General features: G+C 58.6%; 22 protein-coding genes. 17 read left to right on the forward strand and 5 right to left on the reverse strand.

Annotation, left to right across the window (positions count from 1 at the left end):
* Positions 1 to 14: 14 nt before the first annotated feature.
* Entirely contained in the window at positions 15 to 509 is a 495-nt protein-coding gene (locus AC559G_RS21930; protein WP_498914683.1) for a GNAT family protein, read from the forward strand.
* A 75-nt stretch (positions 510 to 584) separates the two neighbouring features.
* Here the strand turns inward: AC559G_RS21930 and AC559G_RS21935 are convergent, their stop codons facing one another.
* Together AC559G_RS21935 and AC559G_RS21940 are read right to left on the reverse strand one after the other, a co-directional pair.
* Positions 585 to 2,039 (reverse strand): NAD-dependent succinate-semialdehyde dehydrogenase, encoded by a 1,455-nt coding sequence (locus tag AC559G_RS21935; RefSeq protein ID WP_498914685.1) that lies wholly within the window; start codon positions 2,037 to 2,039, stop codon positions 585 to 587.
* Positions 2,040 to 2,051: 12 nt separating this feature from the next.
* Positions 2,052 to 3,317 (reverse strand): aspartate aminotransferase family protein, encoded by a 1,266-nt coding sequence (locus tag AC559G_RS21940; protein WP_498914687.1) that lies wholly within the window; start codon positions 3,315 to 3,317, stop codon positions 2,052 to 2,054.
* Positions 3,318 to 3,438: 121 nt separating this feature from the next.
* Here AC559G_RS21940 and pdxR point away from each other — a divergent pair, with 121 nt between their 5' ends.
* Positions 3,439 to 4,905: an aminotransferase-like domain-containing protein gene (gene pdxR, locus AC559G_RS21945; protein ID WP_498914689.1), complete on the forward strand. Its 1,467-nt coding sequence runs from the start codon at positions 3,439 to 3,441 to the stop codon at positions 4,903 to 4,905.
* A gap of 162 nt (positions 4,906 to 5,067) precedes the next feature.
* The gene (locus AC559G_RS21950; RefSeq protein ID WP_498914691.1) at positions 5,068 to 7,089 is read left to right on the forward strand and encodes a 2,4-dienoyl-CoA reductase FMN-binding domain-containing protein; all 2,022 of its coding nucleotides are present in this window, start codon (positions 5,068 to 5,070) and stop codon (positions 7,087 to 7,089) included.
* Between the two features lies 1 nt (position 7,090).
* Here the strand turns inward: AC559G_RS21950 and rlmG are convergent, their stop codons facing one another.
* The gene (rlmG, locus tag AC559G_RS21955; RefSeq protein ID WP_498914693.1) at positions 7,091 to 8,233 is read right to left on the reverse strand and encodes a 23S rRNA (guanine(1835)-N(2))-methyltransferase RlmG; all 1,143 of its coding nucleotides are present in this window, start codon (positions 8,231 to 8,233) and stop codon (positions 7,091 to 7,093) included.
* Between the two features lie 193 nt (positions 8,234 to 8,426).
* Here rlmG and AC559G_RS21960 point away from each other — a divergent pair, with 193 nt between their 5' ends.
* The 5 genes from AC559G_RS21960 (at position 8,427) to sstT (ending at position 13,424) form a co-directional block, all read left to right on the forward strand.
* Positions 8,427 to 8,933: a M48 metallopeptidase family protein gene (locus AC559G_RS21960; protein ID WP_462614524.1), complete on the forward strand. Its 507-nt coding sequence runs from the start codon at positions 8,427 to 8,429 to the stop codon at positions 8,931 to 8,933.
* 82 nt (positions 8,934 to 9,015) lie between these two features.
* Positions 9,016 to 10,002: a Gfo/Idh/MocA family protein gene (locus tag AC559G_RS21965; protein ID WP_498914695.1), complete on the forward strand. Its 987-nt coding sequence runs from the start codon at positions 9,016 to 9,018 to the stop codon at positions 10,000 to 10,002.
* Positions 9,999 to 10,724, forward strand: a complete 726-nt coding sequence (locus AC559G_RS21970) for a type 1 glutamine amidotransferase family protein (RefSeq protein ID WP_498914697.1) — start codon at positions 9,999 to 10,001, stop codon at positions 10,722 to 10,724. Before AC559G_RS21965 ends, AC559G_RS21970 begins: the two co-directional genes overlap by 4 nt.
* Positions 10,725 to 10,967: 243 nt before the next feature.
* Positions 10,968 to 11,933, forward strand: a complete 966-nt coding sequence (locus AC559G_RS21975) for a TerC family protein (RefSeq protein ID WP_498914698.1) — start codon at positions 10,968 to 10,970, stop codon at positions 11,931 to 11,933.
* 255 nt (positions 11,934 to 12,188) lie between these two features.
* Positions 12,189 to 13,424, forward strand: a complete 1,236-nt coding sequence (gene sstT, locus AC559G_RS21980) for a serine/threonine transporter SstT (RefSeq protein ID WP_498914700.1) — start codon at positions 12,189 to 12,191, stop codon at positions 13,422 to 13,424.
* A 3-nt stretch (positions 13,425 to 13,427) separates the two neighbouring features.
* Here the strand turns inward: sstT and AC559G_RS21985 are convergent, their stop codons facing one another.
* Positions 13,428 to 13,985 carry a YgjV family protein gene (locus tag AC559G_RS21985; protein ID WP_438599022.1) on the reverse strand — a complete coding sequence of 186 codons (558 nt, stop codon included), beginning with the start codon at positions 13,983 to 13,985 and terminating at the stop codon, positions 13,428 to 13,430.
* Between the two features lie 303 nt (positions 13,986 to 14,288).
* On the opposite strand from AC559G_RS21985, the gene AC559G_RS21990 reads away from it, so the two are divergent.
* The 9 genes from AC559G_RS21990 to AC559G_RS22030 all read left to right on the forward strand — a co-directional run bounded on the left by AC559G_RS21990 (position 14,289) and on the right by AC559G_RS22030 (position 19,340).
* Positions 14,289 to 14,738, forward strand: coding sequence for a hypothetical protein (locus AC559G_RS21990; protein WP_498914702.1), 450 nt, complete (start codon positions 14,289 to 14,291; stop codon positions 14,736 to 14,738).
* A 135-nt stretch (positions 14,739 to 14,873) separates the two neighbouring features.
* A complete protein-coding gene (locus AC559G_RS21995) occupies positions 14,874 to 15,548 on the forward strand; it encodes a DedA family protein (RefSeq protein ID WP_438599025.1) in 675 nt (224 codons plus the stop codon).
* Positions 15,548 to 15,919: an EnvZ/OmpR regulon moderator MzrA gene (gene mzrA / locus AC559G_RS22000; RefSeq protein WP_438599047.1), complete on the forward strand. Its 372-nt coding sequence runs from the start codon at positions 15,548 to 15,550 to the stop codon at positions 15,917 to 15,919. The genes AC559G_RS21995 and mzrA overlap by 1 nt, the downstream gene beginning before the upstream one ends.
* Positions 15,920 to 16,095: 176 nt before the next feature.
* Positions 16,096 to 16,470, forward strand: a complete 375-nt coding sequence (locus AC559G_RS22005; RefSeq protein ID WP_438599026.1) for a DUF1090 domain-containing protein — start codon at positions 16,096 to 16,098, stop codon at positions 16,468 to 16,470.
* 160 nt (positions 16,471 to 16,630) lie between these two features.
* A complete protein-coding gene (locus AC559G_RS22010) occupies positions 16,631 to 16,936 on the forward strand; it encodes an ElaB/YgaM/YqjD family protein (protein WP_095847129.1) in 306 nt (101 codons plus the stop codon).
* On the forward strand, positions 16,936 to 17,340 hold the full coding sequence (locus AC559G_RS22015) for a phage holin family protein (RefSeq protein WP_438599027.1): 405 nt from the start codon (positions 16,936 to 16,938) through the stop codon (positions 17,338 to 17,340). Before AC559G_RS22010 ends, AC559G_RS22015 begins: the two co-directional genes overlap by 1 nt.
* Positions 17,337 to 17,624, forward strand: a complete 288-nt coding sequence (locus tag AC559G_RS22020; RefSeq protein WP_438599028.1) for a YqjK-like family protein — start codon at positions 17,337 to 17,339, stop codon at positions 17,622 to 17,624. Before AC559G_RS22015 ends, AC559G_RS22020 begins: the two co-directional genes overlap by 4 nt.
* A gap of 274 nt (positions 17,625 to 17,898) precedes the next feature.
* The gene (locus tag AC559G_RS22025) at positions 17,899 to 18,294 is read left to right on the forward strand and encodes a DoxX family protein (RefSeq protein ID WP_095847126.1); all 396 of its coding nucleotides are present in this window, start codon (positions 17,899 to 17,901) and stop codon (positions 18,292 to 18,294) included.
* A gap of 59 nt (positions 18,295 to 18,353) precedes the next feature.
* A complete protein-coding gene (locus AC559G_RS22030) occupies positions 18,354 to 19,340 on the forward strand; it encodes a glutathione S-transferase family protein (protein WP_498914706.1) in 987 nt (328 codons plus the stop codon).
* A gap of 11 nt (positions 19,341 to 19,351) precedes the next feature.
* On the opposite strand, the gene AC559G_RS22035 is transcribed toward AC559G_RS22030, so the two are convergent.
* Positions 19,352 to 20,254 carry a LysR family transcriptional regulator gene (locus AC559G_RS22035; protein ID WP_498914707.1) on the reverse strand — a complete coding sequence of 301 codons (903 nt, stop codon included), beginning with the start codon at positions 20,252 to 20,254 and terminating at the stop codon, positions 19,352 to 19,354.
* Between the last annotated feature and the right edge of the window lie 56 nt (positions 20,255 to 20,310).

The following is a 20,310-nucleotide window of genomic DNA, read 5'->3' on the forward strand; positions in this document are numbered from 1 at the left end:
CAAGGAGCACCACCATGACTACGGATAGCAGGCATTCACGCTATACACTGCGGCCCTATCAGCGCACGGATTTGGACGCGGTGCTGAACGTATTTACCGGCGCCGTGCGCGAAGTGGCCGCCAGGGACTATACGCCGCCACAAATTAATGCCTGGGTGCAGGTGGATCGCCACGCCTTCGGGCAACGCTGCCTCAACCCGGTAACCTGGGTGGCAGTAAGTGGGCACACCCTTGTCGGCTTTACCCACCTTGAACCGCAAAACCATCTGGATATGCTGTTTGTTCATCCGGCCTGGCAAGGGAGGGGGATCGCCACACGCTTATTGGCTTGCACCGAGCGGGCGGCCGCTACCGGCGGGGCAACGCAACTGTTCACCGAAGCCAGCATCACCGCCCGGCCCTTTTTCGCCAGACGCGGTTTCCAACTGCTGGAACAACAGCAGGTCGCGCGTCATGGCCAGTCATTGACCAACTTCCGCATGGTAAAAACGCTAGCCGCTGAACGTTAGCGGCCTCCACACCTTAATAACATTACGCCCCCAAAGAGGGGGCGTAATGGGTCGGCGTATGGCTGACGGTAGGGATTATTTACCCACGTCGATACACAGGTACTTCATCTCGACATACTCTTCGATGCCGTAGCGCGAACCTTCACGCCCCAGCCCAGACTGCTTCACGCCGCCGAACGGCGCCACTTCGTTAGAAATCAAGCCGGTATTCACGCCCACCATGCCGTATTCCAGCGCTTCCGGCACCCGCCATTGGCGCGCCGCATTCTGGGTGAACACATAAGCCGCCAGGCCAAACTCGGTGTCGTTCGCCAGGGCAACGGCTTCGGCTTCGTCCTGGAAACGGAACAGCGGCGCAACCGGGCCGAAAGTCTCTTCTTTGGCGAAACGCATCTGCTGCGTCACGTCGGTGACTACCGTCGGCTGGAAGAAAGTGCGGCCCAGCGCGTGCAGTTGCCCGCCGGTGGCGATCTTAGCCCCATTTTCCAACGCATTGGCAATGTGGCTTTGCACCTTATCGACCGCCGCTTCATCGATCAGCGGCCCTTGCGTGGTGCCTTCCGCCGTGCCGTCGCCCACCTTGAGCTTTTCAACCGCCGGCACCAGCTTTTCCACCAGACGATCGTAGATACCGTCCTGTACATAAATCCGGTTGGCGCACACGCAGGTTTGGCCGCTGTTGCGGAATTTGGAGGCCATGATGCCCGCCACTGCCGTATCCAGATCGGCATCGTCGAACACGATCACCGGCGCATTGCCGCCCAGTTCCAGCGACAGCTTTTTAATCGTAGGCGCGCATTGCGCCATCAGAATACGCCCCACCTCGGTGGAACCGGTAAAGCTCAGCTTGCGCACCACCGGGCTGTCGCACAGCACTTTGCCCACCTGCGCGGCTTCGCCGGTAACGATTTGCAGTACGCCGTCCGGGATGCCGGCATCCTGCGCCAGTTTTCCCAGCGCCAGCGCGGTCAACGGCGTTTGCTCCGCCGGTTTCACAATCATCGTGCAGCCGGCGGCCAGCGCCGGCGCCGCTTTACGGGTAATCATCGCCGCCGGGAAGTTCCACGGCGTAATGGCCGCACAAACGCCGATCGGCTGTTTCAACACCACCAGGCGCTGGTTAGCCTGCGGCGCCTGCAATACGGCGCCGTCCACCCGTTTCGCCTCTTCGGCAAACCAAGTGATAAACGAAGCGGCATAAGCCACCTCGCCACGGGATTCCGCCAGCGATTTACCCTGCTCGGCAGTCATCAACTGCGCCAGATCCTCCTGCGCCGCCATGATGTTGTCTGCCCAGCGTTGCAGCAGCGCGGAACGCGCTTTGGCGGTCAACTGCTTCCAGCCGTTTTGCGCCTGCTGCGCCGCGTCAATGGCCTGTTGCGTTTCTTCGCTGCTCACCAGCGGCACCGTGGTCAGCGTGACCCCGGTTGCCGGATTGATTACCGCTTCACGTTTGCCGCTCAGCGCATCGCGCCATTCGCCGTTAATCAGGCACTGGCTACGCAGCAGGTCGGCATTGTTCAGTTTCATGCACATCGCTCCTCAGTTGGTCAGCGCTCGGCCCAGGATACCCAGAGCCTTGTTGAACTGGTCGTCAGGAATAGTCAGCGGGTACAGGAAGCGGATCACGTTGCCGTTCACACCACAGGTCAACAGCAGCAAGCCCTCTTCCAACGCTTTTTGTTGCACCTTGTGAGTATAGGCGGCGGAAGGCTTGCCGGTTTGCGGATCGTTAAATTCAACCGCTACCATCGAACCTAAAGCGCGAATATCGGCAATCGCCGGGCAGGTGTTGCGCGCCTGCTGCAGGAATTCCACCAGGTGTTGCCCCAGGCGCTGCGCCCGCTGGCACAGTTGTTCTTCTTCAATCACATCCAACACGGCGTGCGCAGCGGCCACCGCTAATGGGTTACCGGCATAGGTGCCGCCCAGCCCGCCAGGCCCTGGCGCATCCATCACTTCGGCACGGCCGGCAACCGCAGAGAGCGGAATACCGCCCGCCAGGCTTTTCGCCATGGTGATCAGATCCGGCTTGACGCTGTAATAATCCATGGCAAACAGCTTACCGGTACGGGCAAAGCCGCTCTGCACTTCATCCGTCACCAACAGGATGCCATGCGTGTCGCACAGTTCGCGCAGCGCCTGCATAAATTCGGCCGGGGCAACGTTAAAGCCGCCCTCGCCCTGAACCGGTTCCAGCACGATGGCCGCCACTTGTTTTGGATCGATATCCGCTTTAAAGATCCGCTCCAGGCTGTGCATCGCATCTTCGGTGCTGACGCCATACAGCGCGTTCGGGTACTGGGCGTGGAAGACGGAGCCAGGGAACGGACCGAAGCCCAGCTTGTACGGCGCCACTTTGCCGGTCAGCGCCATGGTCATGTAGGTACGGCCATGGAAGCCGCCGCCAAAGGTGATGATGCCAGGGCGGCTGGTATAAGAACGGGCGATTTTAACCGCGTTTTCAACGGCTTCTGCACCGGTGGTGAAAAAGGTGGTTTTACACGGCCCTTCAATCGGCGCCACTTGGTTGATACGCTCGGCCAGCGCCACATAGCTTTCATAAGGGACGATCTGGTAAGCGGTATGGGTAAATGCCCGCAGTTGTTTTTCAACGGCAGCGATAACTTTTGGGTGGCGGTGGCCGGTATTGAGCACGGCAATCCCGGCAGCAAAGTCAATCACCTCTCGCCCTTCCACATCCCACAGGGTGGCGTTTTCCGCACGCTCGGCGTAAAAACCGCACATAACCCCCACCCCGCGCGGGGTAGCATCCTGACGACGTTGATCCAACTCTGCATTTTTCATGGTGTTCTCTCCGCTTACTGCCATCTGTACGATTTGCCCACATGCGGGGCCCAATACCCTTTATGTACACGGGATGTGGCCCTATAATCGAGTGCCAGTTACGAATAATTTAGGGATCCAATTGCGCTCTCTGTGTGGTGACCTGTTGTTGCAGCGTCTGGGCGAACAGCCCGATGATAAGCTGCACAAGCAGTTATATAATGCGATCCGCACCTCCATTTTGGATGGCAGCCTGCCGCCGTCCAGCCGCCTGCCGCCCACACGCGATCTGGCGCAGCAGCTGCGCCTGTCCCGCAACACGGTGTTAACCGTCTATGAACAACTGCTGGCCGAAGGTTATGTGTTTTCACGTCAGGGCAGCGGGACCTTCGTGGCCGAAACCGTGCCGGACAGCTACCTGTCCGCCATCAGCATGCCGGTGGGCGAAGACGGCGCCGAACGCCCGGTCGAATTTTCCACGCGCGGCGCCAACCTGCTGGAACACGCCAGCGCCAGTCCCAAACAGTGGGGCGCCTTTATCCCCGGCGTGCCCGACGTCAACGTGTTCCCGCATCAATTGTTCAGCAAGATCCAGGCCCGCGCCAGCCGCCGCCCCACGCCGCAACGCCTCACCTACAGCAATCAGGGCGGCAGCCCGGAACTGCAGCAGGCGCTGGTGGATTACCTGCGGGTTGCACGTTCGGTGCGTTGCCAGCCCGAACAGATCCTGATCACCGAAGGCATCCATCAGGCGATCGATTTGGTCACACGCATGTTGTGCAACCCCGGCGACGGCGCCTGGATAGAAGAACCGGGCTACTGGGGGATCCGCAATATCCTGCGCATGAACGCGGTCAATCTCTGCCCGCTGCCGGTGGATGAAGCCGGCATGGTGCCCCCCGAACAGCCGACTACGGCGCCGCGGCTGATCTTCGTTACCCCATCGCACCAATACCCGCTCGGTTCGGTGATGAACCTGGCGCGCCGCCAACGGTTGCTGGCGCTGGCGCGCAACAGCGGCAGTTGGATCGTCGAGGACGATTACGACAGCGAATTCCGCTTCTCCGGCCAGCCCATTCCGGCGCTGCAAGGGCTAGAGGCGGATGCGCCGGTGATTTACATCGGCACCTTCAGCAAAACCATCTATCCCGCGCTGCGGCTGGGCTACGTGGTGTTGCCCAAGCCACTGATGCACGAACTGAAAACCGCCCACGCCGAACTGTACCGCGGCGGGCACCTGCTGATTCAGGCGGCGCTGGCGCAGTTTATCGACGAGGGCCATTACACGGCGCACATCCGCCGCATGCGCCTGCTGTACGCCAGGCGGCGCGCATTCCTCACCAACCTGATCGAACAGCACCTGGGCCCGCACGCGTTGAATGCGTTCAACAGCAACGCCGGGCTGCACCTGGTGCTCAACCTGCCGGACGAAGCCGACGACGTCGCCATCGCCAGCACCGCCGGCGCGCGCGGCGTGCTGGTACGCCCGCTCTCGCGTTATTACATGCTGCCGAACCGCCGCCGCGGCCTGCTGATGGGCTTCGCCTGCGTGCCGGAGCAGCAAATGGCGGCAGCGTTCGCCATCCTGCTGGAATGTATCCGCGCCTAGATCGCTCATCAACGGCGCCACAGATTCATGACCCCCATCACATTCAGCGCAAGCGCCGTGCCTAACCCCGCCCACAACGGCTAGATTTATCTCATCCGACCACTTAGCTATGGCCGTATATAACAACAACAAGCGCACTTTTTTCACCCGCTGGAGGCAACCATGAGCGCATATCCCCACCTGCTGGCACCGCTGGATCTTGGCTTTACCACCCTGAAAAACCGGGTGCTGATGGGATCGATGCATATCGGCCTGGAAACATTGCCTGACGGGCCGCAGCGTATGGCGGCGTTTTATGCCGAACGCGCAGCGGCCGGCGTTGCGCTGATCGTCACCGGCGGCATCGCTCCCAATGAGCAGGGCGTGGTCTACCGCGGCGCCGCCACCCTGTGCCTGCCAGAGCAGGTGGCGCACCACCGGGTTATCACCGACGCGGTGCACCAGGCCGGGGGAAAAATCGCGCTGCAAATCCTGCATGCTGGGCGCTACAGCGCCCAACCGCATCCCGTCGCCCCCTCCGCATTGCAGGCGCCGATCAGCCCGTTTATGCCGAGCGCCATGAGCGAACGCGAAATCAAGCAGACCATCGCAGACTTCGCCAACTGCGCCGCCCTGGCCCAACTGGCGGGCTACGACGGGGTGGAAGTGATGGGATCTGAGGGGTATCTAATTAATCAGTTCCTGGTGGCGCGCACCAATCAGCGCGATGATGCCTGGGGCGGCGACATCGAAAAGCGCATGCGCTTTGCCATTGAGATCGTCCGCGCCGTGCGTCAAACCGTCGGCCGGGAATTTATCCTGATCTATCGGCTATCGATGCTTGATCTGGTGGAGAACGGCGCCAATTGGCACGAGATCGAACTGCTGGCGCAGAGGGTGGAACAGGCGGGCGCGACGCTGATCAACACCGGCATCGGCTGGCATGAAGCGCGTATTCCCACCATCGCCACGCGCGTGCCGCGCGCGGGCTTCAGTTGGGTTACACAGCGGCTGATGGGCAAGGTCCGCATTCCGCTGATCGCTACCAACCGCCTCAATCAGCCGGCGGTGGCGGAGCAAGTACTGGCGCAAGGCTGCGCCGATATGGTCTCAATGGCGCGGCCATTCCTGGCCGATGCCGAATTCGTCCGCAAAGCCGCCGAAGGCCGTGCCGATGAGATCAACACCTGCATCGGCTGCAACCAGGCCTGCCTGGATCAGGTGTTCGTCGGCCAGCCCGCCTCTTGCCTGGTCAACCCGCGCGCCGGCCGGGAAACCGAGCTGCCGCTTCACCCTGCGGCCGCGCCAAAGCGGCTGGCCGTGGTGGGCGCTGGGCCGGCCGGGCTGGCATTCGCCACCGCTGCGGCGCGGCGTGGGCACCGGATTACGCTGTTTGACGCCGCCGGCGAGATCGGCGGCCAGTTCACCATCGCCAGGCAAATCCCCGGCAAGGAAGAATTTAATGAAACGCTGCGCTATTTCCGCCGGCAGTTGGCGCTGTTGGGCGTTACGCTGCAATTGGGCCGGCAGGTGCAAGCACCGGATTTGGCGGCATTTGACGAAGTGATCCTGGCGTGCGGCATCGTGCCGCGCACCCCGGCGATCCCCGGCATCCACCACCCCAAAGTGCTGAGCTACCTGGACGTGCTACGTGATAAACAACCGGCAGGCCGGCGCGTGGCGATTATCGGCGCCGGCGGCATTGGCTTTGATACTGCGGAATACCTGAGCCAACAGGATAGCGCCGGCGGCCAGTCCCGCGCGGCGTTTAACCGTGAATGGGGCATTGATGAGCAGTACCGCCACCGCGGCGGGCTGGCGGCCGACGGGCCGATAAACATGCCGCCGACGCGTGAGATTTGGCTACTGCAACGCAAAGCCAGCAAGGTGGGCGAAGGGCTGGGCAAAACCACCGGCTGGATCCACCGCGCCAGCCTGGCAAAGCACGGCGTAACCATGCTGAGCGGCGTCAGCTATCAGCAGATTGACGATCGCGGCCTGCACATTCTCCACGCCGGCCAGGCAAGCTGCCTGCCGGTGGATAGCGTGGTGATCTGCGCCGGGCAAGAGTCGCGCCGCGAGTTGCAGCAGCCCTTGCTGGCGATGGGGAAAACCGTGCACCTGATCGGCGGCGCAGACGTTGCCGCCGAGCTTGATGCGCGCCGCGCCATCGAACAGGGCACCCGGCTGGCGTTGGCCCTATAGCCTAGTAACGCCGTGCGCCGGTTTTCACAGATTTCAGCACCAGGAATTTCTGGTTAGAGGCCACCGTGGTGCAGTTGCCGAACAGGCGTTTAAGCTTCTGGTAGTAGTCCAGATGGCGGTTACCGACGATGCGCAGTTCACCGCCCACCTTCAGGCAGCGCTTGGCATCCAGGAACATTTGCCAAGCGGTGTGATCGGTAATGGCATGTTGCTGATGGAACGGCGGGTTGCACAACACCGCCTGTGCGCTGCCGCCGTCAACCCCGGCCAGGCCATTGTTCACATTGAACTGGCAGCGCACCAAATCCTGCGGCAGGTTGTGGGCCACGTTCAACTCGCTCGACGCCACCGCCATATAGGATTCATCAACAAAGGTCACCTGCGCCTGCGGGTTTTGCGCCAGCGCCGTCAGGCCGATAATGCCGTTGCCGCAGCCCAGATCGATAATCTCGCCGTCCAGATCGCTCGGCAGGTGGGCCATAAACAAGCGAGCGCCAATATCCAGCCCACCGCGCGAAAATACGTTGGCGTGGTTGTGGATCAGCATATCGGTGCCGTCCAGCAGCCAGTCGGTGGTTTGCGCTGCTGCCGGCGGCACAATATCCGCCACGTCGCAGTGAATCAGCCGCGCTTTTTTCCACGCCAGGCTGGTGCGCGTTGGCCCGAGCACGCGCTCAAACAGCTGCAGGGTAGAAGTATGAACATCGCGCGCTTTGGCGCCGGCGACGATCACGGTATCGGCCTCCACCACATTGCGCAACGCCCGCAGTTGCTGCTCCAGCAGCGCCAGGGCTTTGGGGATCTTGATGATCACCAGAGCCGGGGTGGCCGGCAGCGCCGCCAGGCTGCTAAGCAACGTAACCCGCTGCGGATCCAGGCCGTTAAGCTGCAGGTTGTGCTGAGTGGCCAATTGGCTCATGTAGGAATCGCTGATGCTGTAAGGCTGGCGCTCGTGCAACGCACAGGTCAGCGTGCCGAAAGCATCGTTAAAAATCAGCACGGGCCGATCGCCGGCGCTGTGGCTATCAACCTGTTGCAGCAGGTATTCATCCGCAGCTTCCCATGCCTGCAACTGGGTTGCTTCTTCCTGTTGGGGATAACGCTCCAGCTCAAGTTGCCGTGTTCCCAGATCGAGTTGGCTCATTGCCCCTCCTGACTGATAAAATTTGGGCTGTTTATCCCCTAAAAACGCCCGGCAGTAAATGTTTTTCGTCAATTCCCGCGCATCTTTGCGCTTGTTGGCCCCCACCAGCATGAAATCAACCGCCCAGGGCGGGACTTGCATGAGAAAACCGCCTACAATAATCCGCCTGATTGCCCGCCAAGAGCCGATACGCATGCCCGAACTCGCTTACCTGCAAGGCTACCCGGAACATCTGCAAAGCCAGGTGCGCCAGTTGATTTACCAGCAACGGCTGGGGGAAGTGCTGCTACAGCGTTACCCGGACGTCCACACCTGCACGACCGACAAATCGCTCTACCAGTTCACCGTCGAACTGAAAAACCAGTATCTGCGCAACGCCCAGCCGCTGAGCAAAGTCGCCTATGACGGCAAGATCCAGGTGATGAAACATGCGTTGGGGCTGCATACCGCTATCTCACGCGTGCAGGGGGGCAAACTGAAAGCCAAAGCGGAAATCCGCGTGGCGACGGTGTTCAAAAACGCGCCGGAAGACTTTCTGCGGATGATCGTGGTGCATGAGCTGGCGCACTTGAAAGAGAAAGAGCACAACAAGGCGTTTTACAGCCTGTGCTGCCACATGGAGCCCAGCTATCACCAGTTGGAGTTCGACACGCGCCTGTACCTGACGCACCTGTCGCTGTTCGGCGAACTCTATATATAACAACCACGTTCTCATCACGGTTCGCCTGGCGGCCATCGCATGATAATCTGCTATCTTCATGGCTTGGGAACCGGAGTTATCTATGATTCGCTTTGCCGTTGTCGGCACCAATTGGATCACGGAACGCTTTATCGACGCCGCCCACGAGTGCGGCAAAATGAAACTGACGGCCATCTATTCACGCCGGCTGGAACAGGCGCAGGCGTTCGGCGCCAATTACCCCGGCGCTGCGTGTTTCGACTCGCTGGCGGCGCTGGCGCAATCCGACACGATCGACGCCGTGTATATCGCCAGCCCCAACGCCCTGCACTGCAGCCAGTCCCTGTTGTTTCTGCGCCATAAAAAACACGTTATCTGCGAGAAACCGCTGGCCTCCAATCTGAACGAGGTGGAACAACTCCTGGCCTGCGCGCGGGAAAACCAGGTGGTGCTGTTCGAGGCGTTCAAAAGCGCCCACTTGCCCAATTTTTTAGCGCTGCAGCAAGCGTTGCCAAAGGTGGGCCAACTGCGCAAAGCCTTTATCAACTATTGCCAGTATTCCTCGCGTTACCCGCGCTACCTGGCCGGTGAAAACCCCAACACCTTCAACCCGCAGTTTTCCAATGGCTCGATCATGGACATCGGTTATTACTGCGTCGCCAGCGCCGTCGCGCTGTTTGGCGCCCCGCAGTCGGTGATCGCCAGTGCGACATTGCTCGCCAGCGGCGTAGACGCACATGGCACCGCCGGCCTCAACTACGGCGATTTCGACGTGATCATCAGCCATTCCAAAGTTAGCGATTCGGCGATCCCAAGCGAAATCCAGGGTGAGGCAGGCAACCTGATTATTGATAAAATCGCCGAGTGCCAAGGGGTGGTGCTGGCGCCGCGCGGCGGGAATAAACAGGATCTGGCTCAACCGCAGCATATCAATACCATGCTGTACGAAGCGGAAGTCTTCGCCAGCCTGGTGGAACAGCGCCAGGTAGAACACGCCTGGCTTGATCATTCACGGATAGTTGCCACGCTGCTGACGGAGATCCGCCGCCAGACCGGCGTCGCATTCCCTGCCGACAAGGAAATAGCATGAAGCCACTGTTACTGATGCAAACCGGCGATGCGCCGGAAGCCGTTCAGCGTGAACGCGCTAACTTCACGCAGATGTTTGTACAACAAGGCCATATCGCCACCGAGCGCCTGCAAACGGTTTTTCTGCCCGCTGGCGAGCAACCGCTGCCGCCCGAAGCATACTGCGGCGTGATCATCACCGGCTCGGAGGCCATGGTCTCTGAACGCTTGCCGTGGAGTGAACAGGCGGCCGAATGGCTGCGCCAGGCGATGCGCATTTCCCTGCCGATTTTCGGCGTGTGCTACGGCCACCAGCTGCTGGCCCATGCACTGGGCGGCAAAGTGGACTATCACCCGCAAGGGATGGAAGTCGGCACGCTGGACGTCACGTTGCTGCCAGCCGCCGCCCACGATCCGCGCCTGGCGGGCCTGCCGACGCGTTTTAAAGCCAACCTGATTCATTCGCAAAGCGTGTTGGAGCCGCCAGACAGCGCGGAGGTGCTGGCGCACTCGGCGCAGGATCCCTACCAGATCCTGCGTTACGGGCCCTATGCGTTAACCACCCAATTCCACCCCGAGTTCGACGGCGCCACCATGCAGAGCTACCTCAACTTGCTGGCGGAAAGCCATCCGCAGCGCCAGGCAGCATATCAGCACAAGCTACGCCAGGCCGGTGATACCCCCTTTAGCCAGCAGTTGCTGCAGGGGTTTGTCGCCGGGTTGGGCGCGCAGCTTAAGTGTTAGCAAAAGTTGACCGCCGACATATTTTGCATTACTTTCTGTTAAGCAAAGGGGAGTAACTTCATTGCCGGTTAATCGTCATTACGGTGCTTAGGCACCCGGTTACCGGGCAACTTGGTGTTCAAGGTGTCTACCTTCATCAATGTTGTAAGTGAGACCTTGCCGGAAGGCGAGGTTTGCTTGCAGCGTCACATAGCGGCTCGCGTCTTCCGACGCCGGCCGTTTTTGTTTTTTAAGGATACACTGATGATGAATACCGTAGGCACGCCGTGGTTGTGGGGCAGCTTTGCCGCCATTATCGTTGTGATGCTCGCCATTGATTTACTGTTGCAGGGCCGCCGCGGCGCGCAGACCATGACGCTGAAACAAGCCGCCTGTTGGTCGCTGGTGTGGGTTAGCCTGGCGCTGTTGTTTAACCTCGGCTTCTGGTACTACCTGAATGAAACCGCCGGGCGGGCGGTGGCCGATACCCAGGCGCTCGCCTTCCTCACCGGCTATTTGATTGAAAAAGCCCTGGCGGTGGATAACGTTTTTGTCTGGCTGATGCTGTTCAGCTACTTCGCCGTGCCGGCCAATCTGCAGCGTCGCGTGCTGATCTTCGGCGTGTTGGGCGCGATTGTGCTGCGTACCATCATGATCTTCGCCGGCAGTTGGCTGGTTACCCAGTTCGACTGGCTGTTGTACCTGTTCGGCGCATTCCTGCTGTTCACCGGTATCAAAATGGCGCTGGCGAAGGAAGACGATGCGGCTATCGGCGATAAGCCGTTAGTGAAGTGGCTGCGTGGGCACTTGCGCATGACCGACAACCTGGAAGGCGAGCGTTTCTTCGTGCGCCGCAACGGCATACTGTTCGCCACCCCGCTGGTTTTAGTCTTGATCCTGGTGGAATTGAGCGACGTTATCTTCGCCGTTGACAGTATCCCGGCGATTTTTGCCATCACCACAGATCCGTTCATCGTCCTGACCTCCAACCTGTTCGCCATCATGGGGCTGCGCGCCATGTACTTCCTGCTGGCCAGCGTTGCGGAACGTTTCTCAATGCTGAAATACGGCCTGTCGGTGATCCTGGTATTTATCGGCGTCAAGATGCTGATTATGGATTTCTTCCATATTCCCATCGCCATTTCACTGGGCGTGGTCGGCGGTATCCTGGCGATCACGCTGCTGGTGAATGCCTGGGTAAACCAGCGTAATGCCCGCCTGAACCAATAAGCACAGCCAACGTATGCCGGGGCGGTTCACGCCGCCCCACTCTCCCGGCGCTCTGTTAGCACGATCACAAAATCCCCCGTGACTCACCGTTGATGCCGCCGACAGAGCGCAAAATTTTCTCGCCCCTCTTTCCAAGCTTTCCCATTTGCTGAATACTTGCCCGGAAAAATATTTAGTTACAAATCACCATAAAAACATCCGCCGGCGTTTCTGCCGGGAATACGGGATTAATGCACAACATCACCGGAAAGTATTATGCAAAAATTACTCAAACGGATTTCCCAGGGCAGCCTGGTAAAGCAAATCATCATCGGCTTGGCCTGCGGGATCGTACTGGCTTGGTTATCCCCCGCCGCCGCCAGCGCGGCCGGCCTACTGGGCACGCTGTTCGTCGGCGCATTGAAAGCCGTCGCACCGCTGCTGGTTCTGGTGCTGGTTACCGCCTCCATCACTAACCATAAACACGGCCAGAAAACCAATATTCGCCCGATTCTGCTGCTCTATCTGCTGGGCACCTTTTCCGCAGCGCTGGTGGCGGTGATTATCAGCTTTATTTTCCCCTCCACGCTGGCGCTGGCGAGCAGCGGCGTGGATGTCAACCCGCCGGGCGGCATTGTTGAGGTGTTGGAAGGGTTGCTGATGAGCGTGGTGGCGAACCCCTTCCATGCGCTGATTAATGCCAATTACATCGGCATTCTGGCCTGGGCTGTCGGGTTAGGGATAGCGCTGCGGCAGGCGGCGGAAAGCACCAAAGTGCTGGTCAACGACGTCTCAAACGCCGTGACGCTGATCGTGCGCGCGGTGATCCGCTGTGCGCCAATCGGCATTTTCGGCCTGGTCGCCTCAACGCTGGCGGAAACCGGCTTTGGCGCGCTTTGGGGCTTTGCTCACCTGCTTATGGTGCTGATTGGCGGCATGCTGCTGGTCACGCTGCTGCTCAACCCACTGCTGGTGTATTGGAAAATTCGCCGCAACCCCTACCCGTTGGTATTCACCTGCCTGCGTGAAAGCGGCATTACCGCGTTCTTCACCCGCAGTTCGGCGGCGAATATTCCGGTGAACATGCAATTGTGCAAAAAGCTCGGCCTGGATGAAGATACTTATTCGGTGTCTATCCCGCTGGGCGCGACCATCAACATGGCAGGCGCAGCGATCACCATCACCGTGCTGACGCTGGCGGCGGTCAATACGTTGGGTATCCCGGTGGATATTCCTACTGCGCTGTTGTTAAGCGTGGTGGCGTCACTGTGCGCCTGCGGGGCTTCGGGCGTGGCTGGAGGATCGCTGCTGCTGATCCCGCTGGCCTGCGGCATGTTCGGTATCCCTAACGACGTGGCGATGCAGGTAGTGGCGATTGGCTTTATCATCGGCGTGTTGCAGGATTCGGCGGAAACGGCCCTGAACTCGTCCACCGACGTGGTGTTCACGGCGGCCGTCTGCCAGGCGGAAGAGCAGCGCCTGGCGAACCGCGAGCCGCTGCGGAACAATTAACGCTTAGTTTTCAGATACCAGGCGCCGCTTCGGCGCCTGTTTTTCTATCGCGAACGGATCGATGCCGCGGCGCAACAGGCGGCGAAAACGCAAAATATTAAATGCGTTCATCACCAGGAAACTGCCCTCAATCAATGAACCACCGATGGAACCCAGCCAAATATTATGGGTCACCCAGCAGGCCGTTGAACACCACATCACGCAACGCGTCGTCAGCCCACGGGTACGAAAGAGCGCCCAGGTACTGATCGAGGTGCCGAAAATCGGCAACAGTTCGATCCAGTGGTGAAAACGCGACAGCCCCATCACCAGCGTTAACGCCAGGAAAATCCACATTACCCACAGGCTGCAGGTGCGAATGGCTACCAGGTTGCGGCAGGCGCTAAGCACGGCGCTGCTACCGGCGGCGCTGGCGCCCATCAGAAAATAATGGATGCCGATAATCAGGCTATAGGCGGAAAGCTGCAGCTTAAAGCGCCGATCATCACGATTGAAGAAACTGGTGATGCCCACCAGAAAGGCCAGCACGCCAATAGACTGCGCAAACCAATAGAACGCCATGAACGACCCTGGAACGGAAAATGGAAATAAAGTGAAACAGAATGGACGTTTTATGCTACTCCTGCTCACAGATCTTTACAATGTGATCCAGCGCATAAAAATCAGCCAGTGCAAAAAAAACGGTCAAGAAACCACGGCCAATGTCAGGTAATGTAAAAACGGCGCAATCCCTGCCCGGATCGCCGGTTGCCGTGTAATATTCCTGCGGCGGCCGCTGATATTTCCCTGTTGCAAAACAAGCAATTTTGATACAGTTAGGCCACTTTTTTTACCCTTTTTAGCTTTAGGGCGGAACACGGATAGATGCGTTTGTTGTTTGCCATGCTAATAGCTGTTTTTTGCTGGGCCGGTTCGGCTTCCGGCAAAACGCTATGCACCACGCAAACCAAACAGGCGCCTGCCGCATTGGGTATTTTACTGGCGGCCAACGAGGCAGGGTTTTCCCCATTCGATCCGGCCTACCGATCGCCGCATACGGATTTGCGCCGTAAGGCGCCTGGCAAACTGCCGCTGCTATTACCACGGGTTCACTCCTACCCCAGTTCTCTGTCCGCTTCCGGGTTCCGAACGCCGGCCTATTGCCTGACGGCAGAGTTGGGCCTGTGCGGCGCCGTGCCGCGCCAGATCGCCCCGGCGCCCAGCCGGTTGGCCCTGGCCGACTGGACGCTGCATATCGGCAATCAGAACAACAGGCTCGGCGGTTGGAAAGAAAGTAATACACTGTACCGGGGAATGCTGACGTATCACTCATGACGGTGTCGCACTAACAGAACCATTAGAAAACAACACCGACGCTTCATTCCCAGCAATTTGGAAAACCCGCTTGGCCTGCGACCATTCGCGTTCTCGCTGGGGAAAGACCCAATAATGACGTTTTAGGAACACCCGATGGACATCATCAAACAATTGTTGGATGCCTTATGGCAGCAGGACTTTGAAACGCTGGCAAACCCCTCACTGGTGTGGACCCTCTACGCCATTTTGTTCATGATCCTGTTTCTGGAAAACGGCTTGCTGCCCGCGGCCTTCCTGCCCGGCGATAGCCTGCTGATTCTGGTTGGCGTACTGGTTGCCAAGGGCACCATGAACTTCCCGTTGACCATTTTCATTTTAACCGTGGCCGCCAGCACCGGGTGCTGGGTCAGTTATATACAGGGGAAATGGCTGGGGAATACGCGAACGGTGCAGGGCTGGCTCTCTCACCTGCCAGCCCACTACCACCAGCGGGCGCACCAATTGTTTCATCGCCATGGGCTCTCCGCCCTGTTGATCGGCCGCTTCCTGGCGTTTGTGCGCACTCTATTGCCGACCATCGCCGGGCTTTCCGGGCTGGACAACCTGCGTTTTCAGTTCTTCAACTGGATGAGCGGCCTGCTGTGGGTTCTGATCCTGACCTCATGCGGTTTTGCGCTGGGTAAAACCCCGATGTTCCGCAAGTATGAAGATCAACTGATGTTTGGCCTGATGCTGCTGCCGCTGGTGTTGCTGGTAGCCGGCCTGGTCGGCTCGCTGTTCGTGCTGTGGCGCAAGAAACGGGCGGCCAGCCAGGGGAAAGGCGTGTGATAAGCCAACGCCCACGCTGGAAACACGTGCTGATTATCTCGTTAGCCCTGGTGCTGCTGGCCGGCTTCCTGTTGCCGCGCATGATGCGTACCGAAAGCGAACTGCACATTCGCGCCAACCATCAGGGGCTGTCTTTGCCGGATGGTTTTTTTGTCTATCAGCGCCTGGACGAACGCGGCATTCGCATCAAAAGCATTACGCCGGAGGGGGATGGGCTGGTGGTGCGCCTGGATTCCCCGGAACAACAGGGGTTGGCCCGTGAAACACTGCAGGCCGTCCTGCCCCCCGGCTACACCATTGCCTTGAGCAAATCGCCGGTGCCGCCGCTGTGGGTGCGCGAGTTTGCTCGGGCACCGCTGAATCTGGGCTAAGAAGCAGCGGCAATATTTTGCAAGCTGCGCCTCATTCAGAATGAAAATGCTGGCGTCTGCGCTATTTATGGCTATGCTGAATTTAGCCTGGCCGATGAGCTAAGTTTTACTACCCTGCCTAATGGCAGTAGGAACCCGGTGTGTGTTTCACACCTTTTTAATAAGGAAATAAAATCATGCAGTTGCGTCATTCCCTGTTGTTAGCGCTCCCTTTACTTGCCTGCTCTTCTCTGTCATTTGCCGCACTGGAAGGCGGCTGTGCCAAGAAAGCGCAGGACATTCAGACACAAATCGATTATGCGAACCAGCACGGCAATACCCATCGCGTCGCCGGCCTGAAAACGGCGTTGGGCGAAGTGCAGGCTCACTGTACCGAAAGCGGCTTGCAGGCTGAGCGTCAGCAAGACATCAAAGACAAACAGCATAAGGTAAGCGAGCGCCAACGTGAGCTGGCAGAAGCGGAGCAAAAGGGCGATAAAGACAAAATCGCCAAGAAACAGAAGAAGCTGGCCGAAGCGCAAGAAGAACTGCAACAGGCACAGGCGAAATAATTTTTTTACTCCAGCGGATTTATCGATGAGAACCCCATTTCACGGGATTTTCAGGGAAAATAAAAGGGCTGATTAGAGAGATCAACCACCTCACGCCTTTGCCCCGCCGAATAAAATCCGCTATGTTGAAAGTCTGTCTCAGTTAAAGGAGTTATCGAACATGGCACATGATTCAAATGCAGAAAACTTACGCGCTGAACTGAAATCCTTAGCCGATACGTTGGAAGAAGTGTTGAACTCCTCCACCGATAAACCGAAAGCTGAGCTTGATAAGCTGCGTTCAAAAGCAGAAGGCGCGCTAAAAGAAACGCGCGCGCGTCTGGGCGATGCCAGCGACAAAATCGCTTATCAAACCAAACAGATCGCCGGCCAGGCTGATGAATACGTGCGTGAAAACCCGTGGACGGGCATTGGTATCGGTGCTGCCGTCGGGGTGGTGTTGGGTGTGCTGCTGGCGCGCCGCTAATGGCTGAGTATCCACAAGAACGTGCTCAGGGGCCCGCTAAAGGGCTCCTGGACGCTGGCCAGCGTATCATTACCATTCTGGTCAGCATGGTAGAAACGCGGTTACGCCTGGTCGCCGTCGAGCTGGAAGAGGAAAAAGCAAATCTCATCCAGTTGATTTTGATGGCGGGCTTAACCCTGTTATTTACCGCGTTTGGCCTGATGAGCCTGCTGATCCTGATATTCTGGGCCGTTGAGCCGGAATACCGCCTGATTGCGTTAGGCACCACCACCGCCGTGCTGCTGTTCCTGGCCTTGGTTGGTCTTATCTGGACCTTGGTCAAGGCACGCCGCACCACGCTGTTGAGCAATACGCGCAAACAGTTGGAGCTCGATCGCGCCAAGCTTGAAGGTAAAGCAGAATGAACAACCGCCAGTATCGCGAATGGCGAAAGCAAAGGCTGCTGAGCCAGATCCAGCAACAGCGCGTGGATCTGGCGCAGAACACCGCCGTGCTACTGGAAAAAACCGAACGGATTGATCGCGGTTGGCAAGCCTTGTTTGGCATGCGCAAATTTATGGCCATCGGCGCCAGTGTGGTGGCTATCTATGGTATCCGCCACCCCAGCAAGCTGATCCTGTGGTCACGCCGTGCGTTCGGTGCCTGGGGCACGCTTCGCCTGCTGCGTAAAACCCTTTCCACGAAATAACGTGCCGGCCAGGTCGCAGATGGCCGGCCCTTTTCGCTTTTCCCCCTGCCGCCGGTGGTTCCCGCTTCCTCTCCTGTATTCCCCCTGTGATTGCCGCCATTATCATTAGCAGACTACATGTCCATTTTTTTTGAAGAAATACAACAGTTTTACTTGCTAACAACTCAACACATTGCCGTTTAACATTCACTCCATCAACCAACCGCAGCCATTATCGGGCGGAAATAACGGCATATTGCCGTACCAACAGTCCTTAGCACATTTGGAGTGAATGATGAAAAAATTAGAAGATACCGGCCTGCTGGTCGCACGTATTCTGATGCCGATCCTGTTTATCGTTGCCGGTTACGGCAAAATGGGCGATGCCTATGCCGGCACCCAGCAATATATGCAGTCGATGGGCGTGCCGGGATTCTTGCTGCCGCTGACCATTCTGCTGGAGTTTGGCGGCGGCTTTGCCATCCTTTTTGGCTTCCTGACCCGCACGACGGCGCTGTTCACCGCAGGCTTCACCGTGCTGACCGCGCTGTTGTTCCACACCAACTTTGCCGAAGGTGCTAATCAGTTGATGTTCATGAAAAACCTGACCATTGCCGGCGGCTATATCGTGCTGGCGGTTGCCGGCCCCGGCGCATTCAGCCTTGATCGGCTGCTGAATAAAAAATGGTAAGCTACACTCAGATGACTGACAACGCGTGGTAGTAGTACCTACGTGACGAAGGAGAACCAATGGGACAGTTAGTGGATGGCGTTTGGAAAAACACATGGTACGACACCAAATCAACCGGGGGCCGTTTCAAACGCTCCACAGCACAGTTCCGTAACTGGGTGACCGCCGACGGGCAACCCGGTGAGCACGGCGCCGGGGGCTTTAAGGCAGAAAAAGACCGTTATCATCTGTACGTCTCCCTCGCCTGCCCGTGGGCGCACCGGACGCTGCTGATGCGTAAGCTGAAAGGGTTGGAGCACCTGATCCCGGTTTCTGTCGTGCACCCGCTGATGCTGGAAAACGGCTGGACATTCGCCAGTGATTTCCCGGCGGCAACCGGCGATCCGTTGTACCACGCGGACTTTCTTTACCAGATCTATCTGCGTGCCGATAGCCAATACAGCGGCCGCGTCACCGTGCCCGTGCTGTGGGATAAACAGCAGCAAACCATCGTCAGCAACGAGTCTGCAGACATTATCCGCATGTTCAACAGCGCCTTCGACGCCCTGGGCGCACGCGCCGGCGATTACTATCCCAGCGCCTTACGCGGCGAGATCGAAGAACTCAACGGCTGGATTTACAGCAAGCTGAACAATGGGGTATATAAAGCCGGCTTCGCCACCAGCCAGGAAGCCTATGACGAAGCGGTCAATGGGGTATTTGAGGCGCTGGCGCGGCTGGAGCAGATCCTCAACCGCCAACGCTACCTGACCGGGGCGCAACTGACCGAGGCCGATCTGCGGCTGTGGACCACGCTGGTACGTTTTGATCCAGTGTACGTCACCCATTTCAAATGCGATCGGCGCCGCATCAGCGATTACCCGAACCTGTATGGCTTCCTGCGCGATATTTACCAGATGCCGGGTATCGCGGAAACCGTCAATATGGCGCATATCCGCAATCACTATTACCGCAGCCACAGCACCATCAACCCGCACGGGATTATCTCGATTGGGCCGGCCCAAAACCTGGATGAACCGCACGGCCGCGACCAGCGCTTCCGCTGAACCGCAGGCGCTTACCTTTCCTGGCGGGCCAGCAAGCGTGGGATTTCACGCAGAAACCAGGCCTTGGCTTCGCCCATGCTGTCGCGCCGCCAGGCCATGATGATATCGGCTTCGCTGCTGTATTCCGGGCTCACTACGCGCAGGCGCCCCTGCGCAATATCCTGCTCCACCATGGCATACGGCATGGTCGCCACGCCAAGCCCCGCCAACAGCGCCAGGCGTTTATCCTCAATGCTGCTGACCGTCAGGCGCTGCTGTTTATCCAACAGTTGCACCGTCAGCACCGGCCGTTCGCGCGCGGTGTCCGCCACCGCAATACCGCGGTACTTCACGCGCGTGGTTTCCGACAACGGCTCCGCTTCTTGATGGATGGGGTGATCCGGCGCCGCGACATACACGTTCATCACCTTATACAGTTTGCGGGTGTTAACCTCGGACGAGGAGCGAAAATGCATATCAGGTGCAATCACGATATCGGCCCTCCCTTGCTCCAGCCGTTCCCAGGCGCCGGCCAGCACTTCGGTCAGAATCGACACTTGAGTATTGGCTTTCTGCGCCAGCTTATCGATTAACGGAAACAGCTTGCTGGCCGGCGACAGCGCCTCACAAACGATGGTCAGGTGCGGTTCCCAGCCACGCGCCAGCGCTTCGGCATCAGTCGTCAGCTTATCCGCCGCCTCCAGCAGCACACGCCCACGCTCCAGCAACATGCGGCCAACGTTAGTGAATTTGGTGCGATGCCCGGAACGATCGAACAACACCACGTCCAGTTCTTCTTCCAATTTTTGCATGGTGTAGCTGAGCGCCGAGGGCACACGCCCCAACTCGTCAGCCGCCGCTGCAAAACTGCCACGCCGATCGATGGCGTCCATTACCCTTAATGCTTCCAGCGTTAATGCCCGATCTCTGGCCATCGCGTCTCTCTGTCAGGAAATTTGAATATGCCAACCAGATTAACTGGCTAACAATC

This window comes from Gibbsiella greigii, from assembly GCF_039540155.1.
Classification (GTDB): domain Bacteria; phylum Pseudomonadota; class Gammaproteobacteria; order Enterobacterales; family Enterobacteriaceae; genus Gibbsiella; species Gibbsiella quercinecans.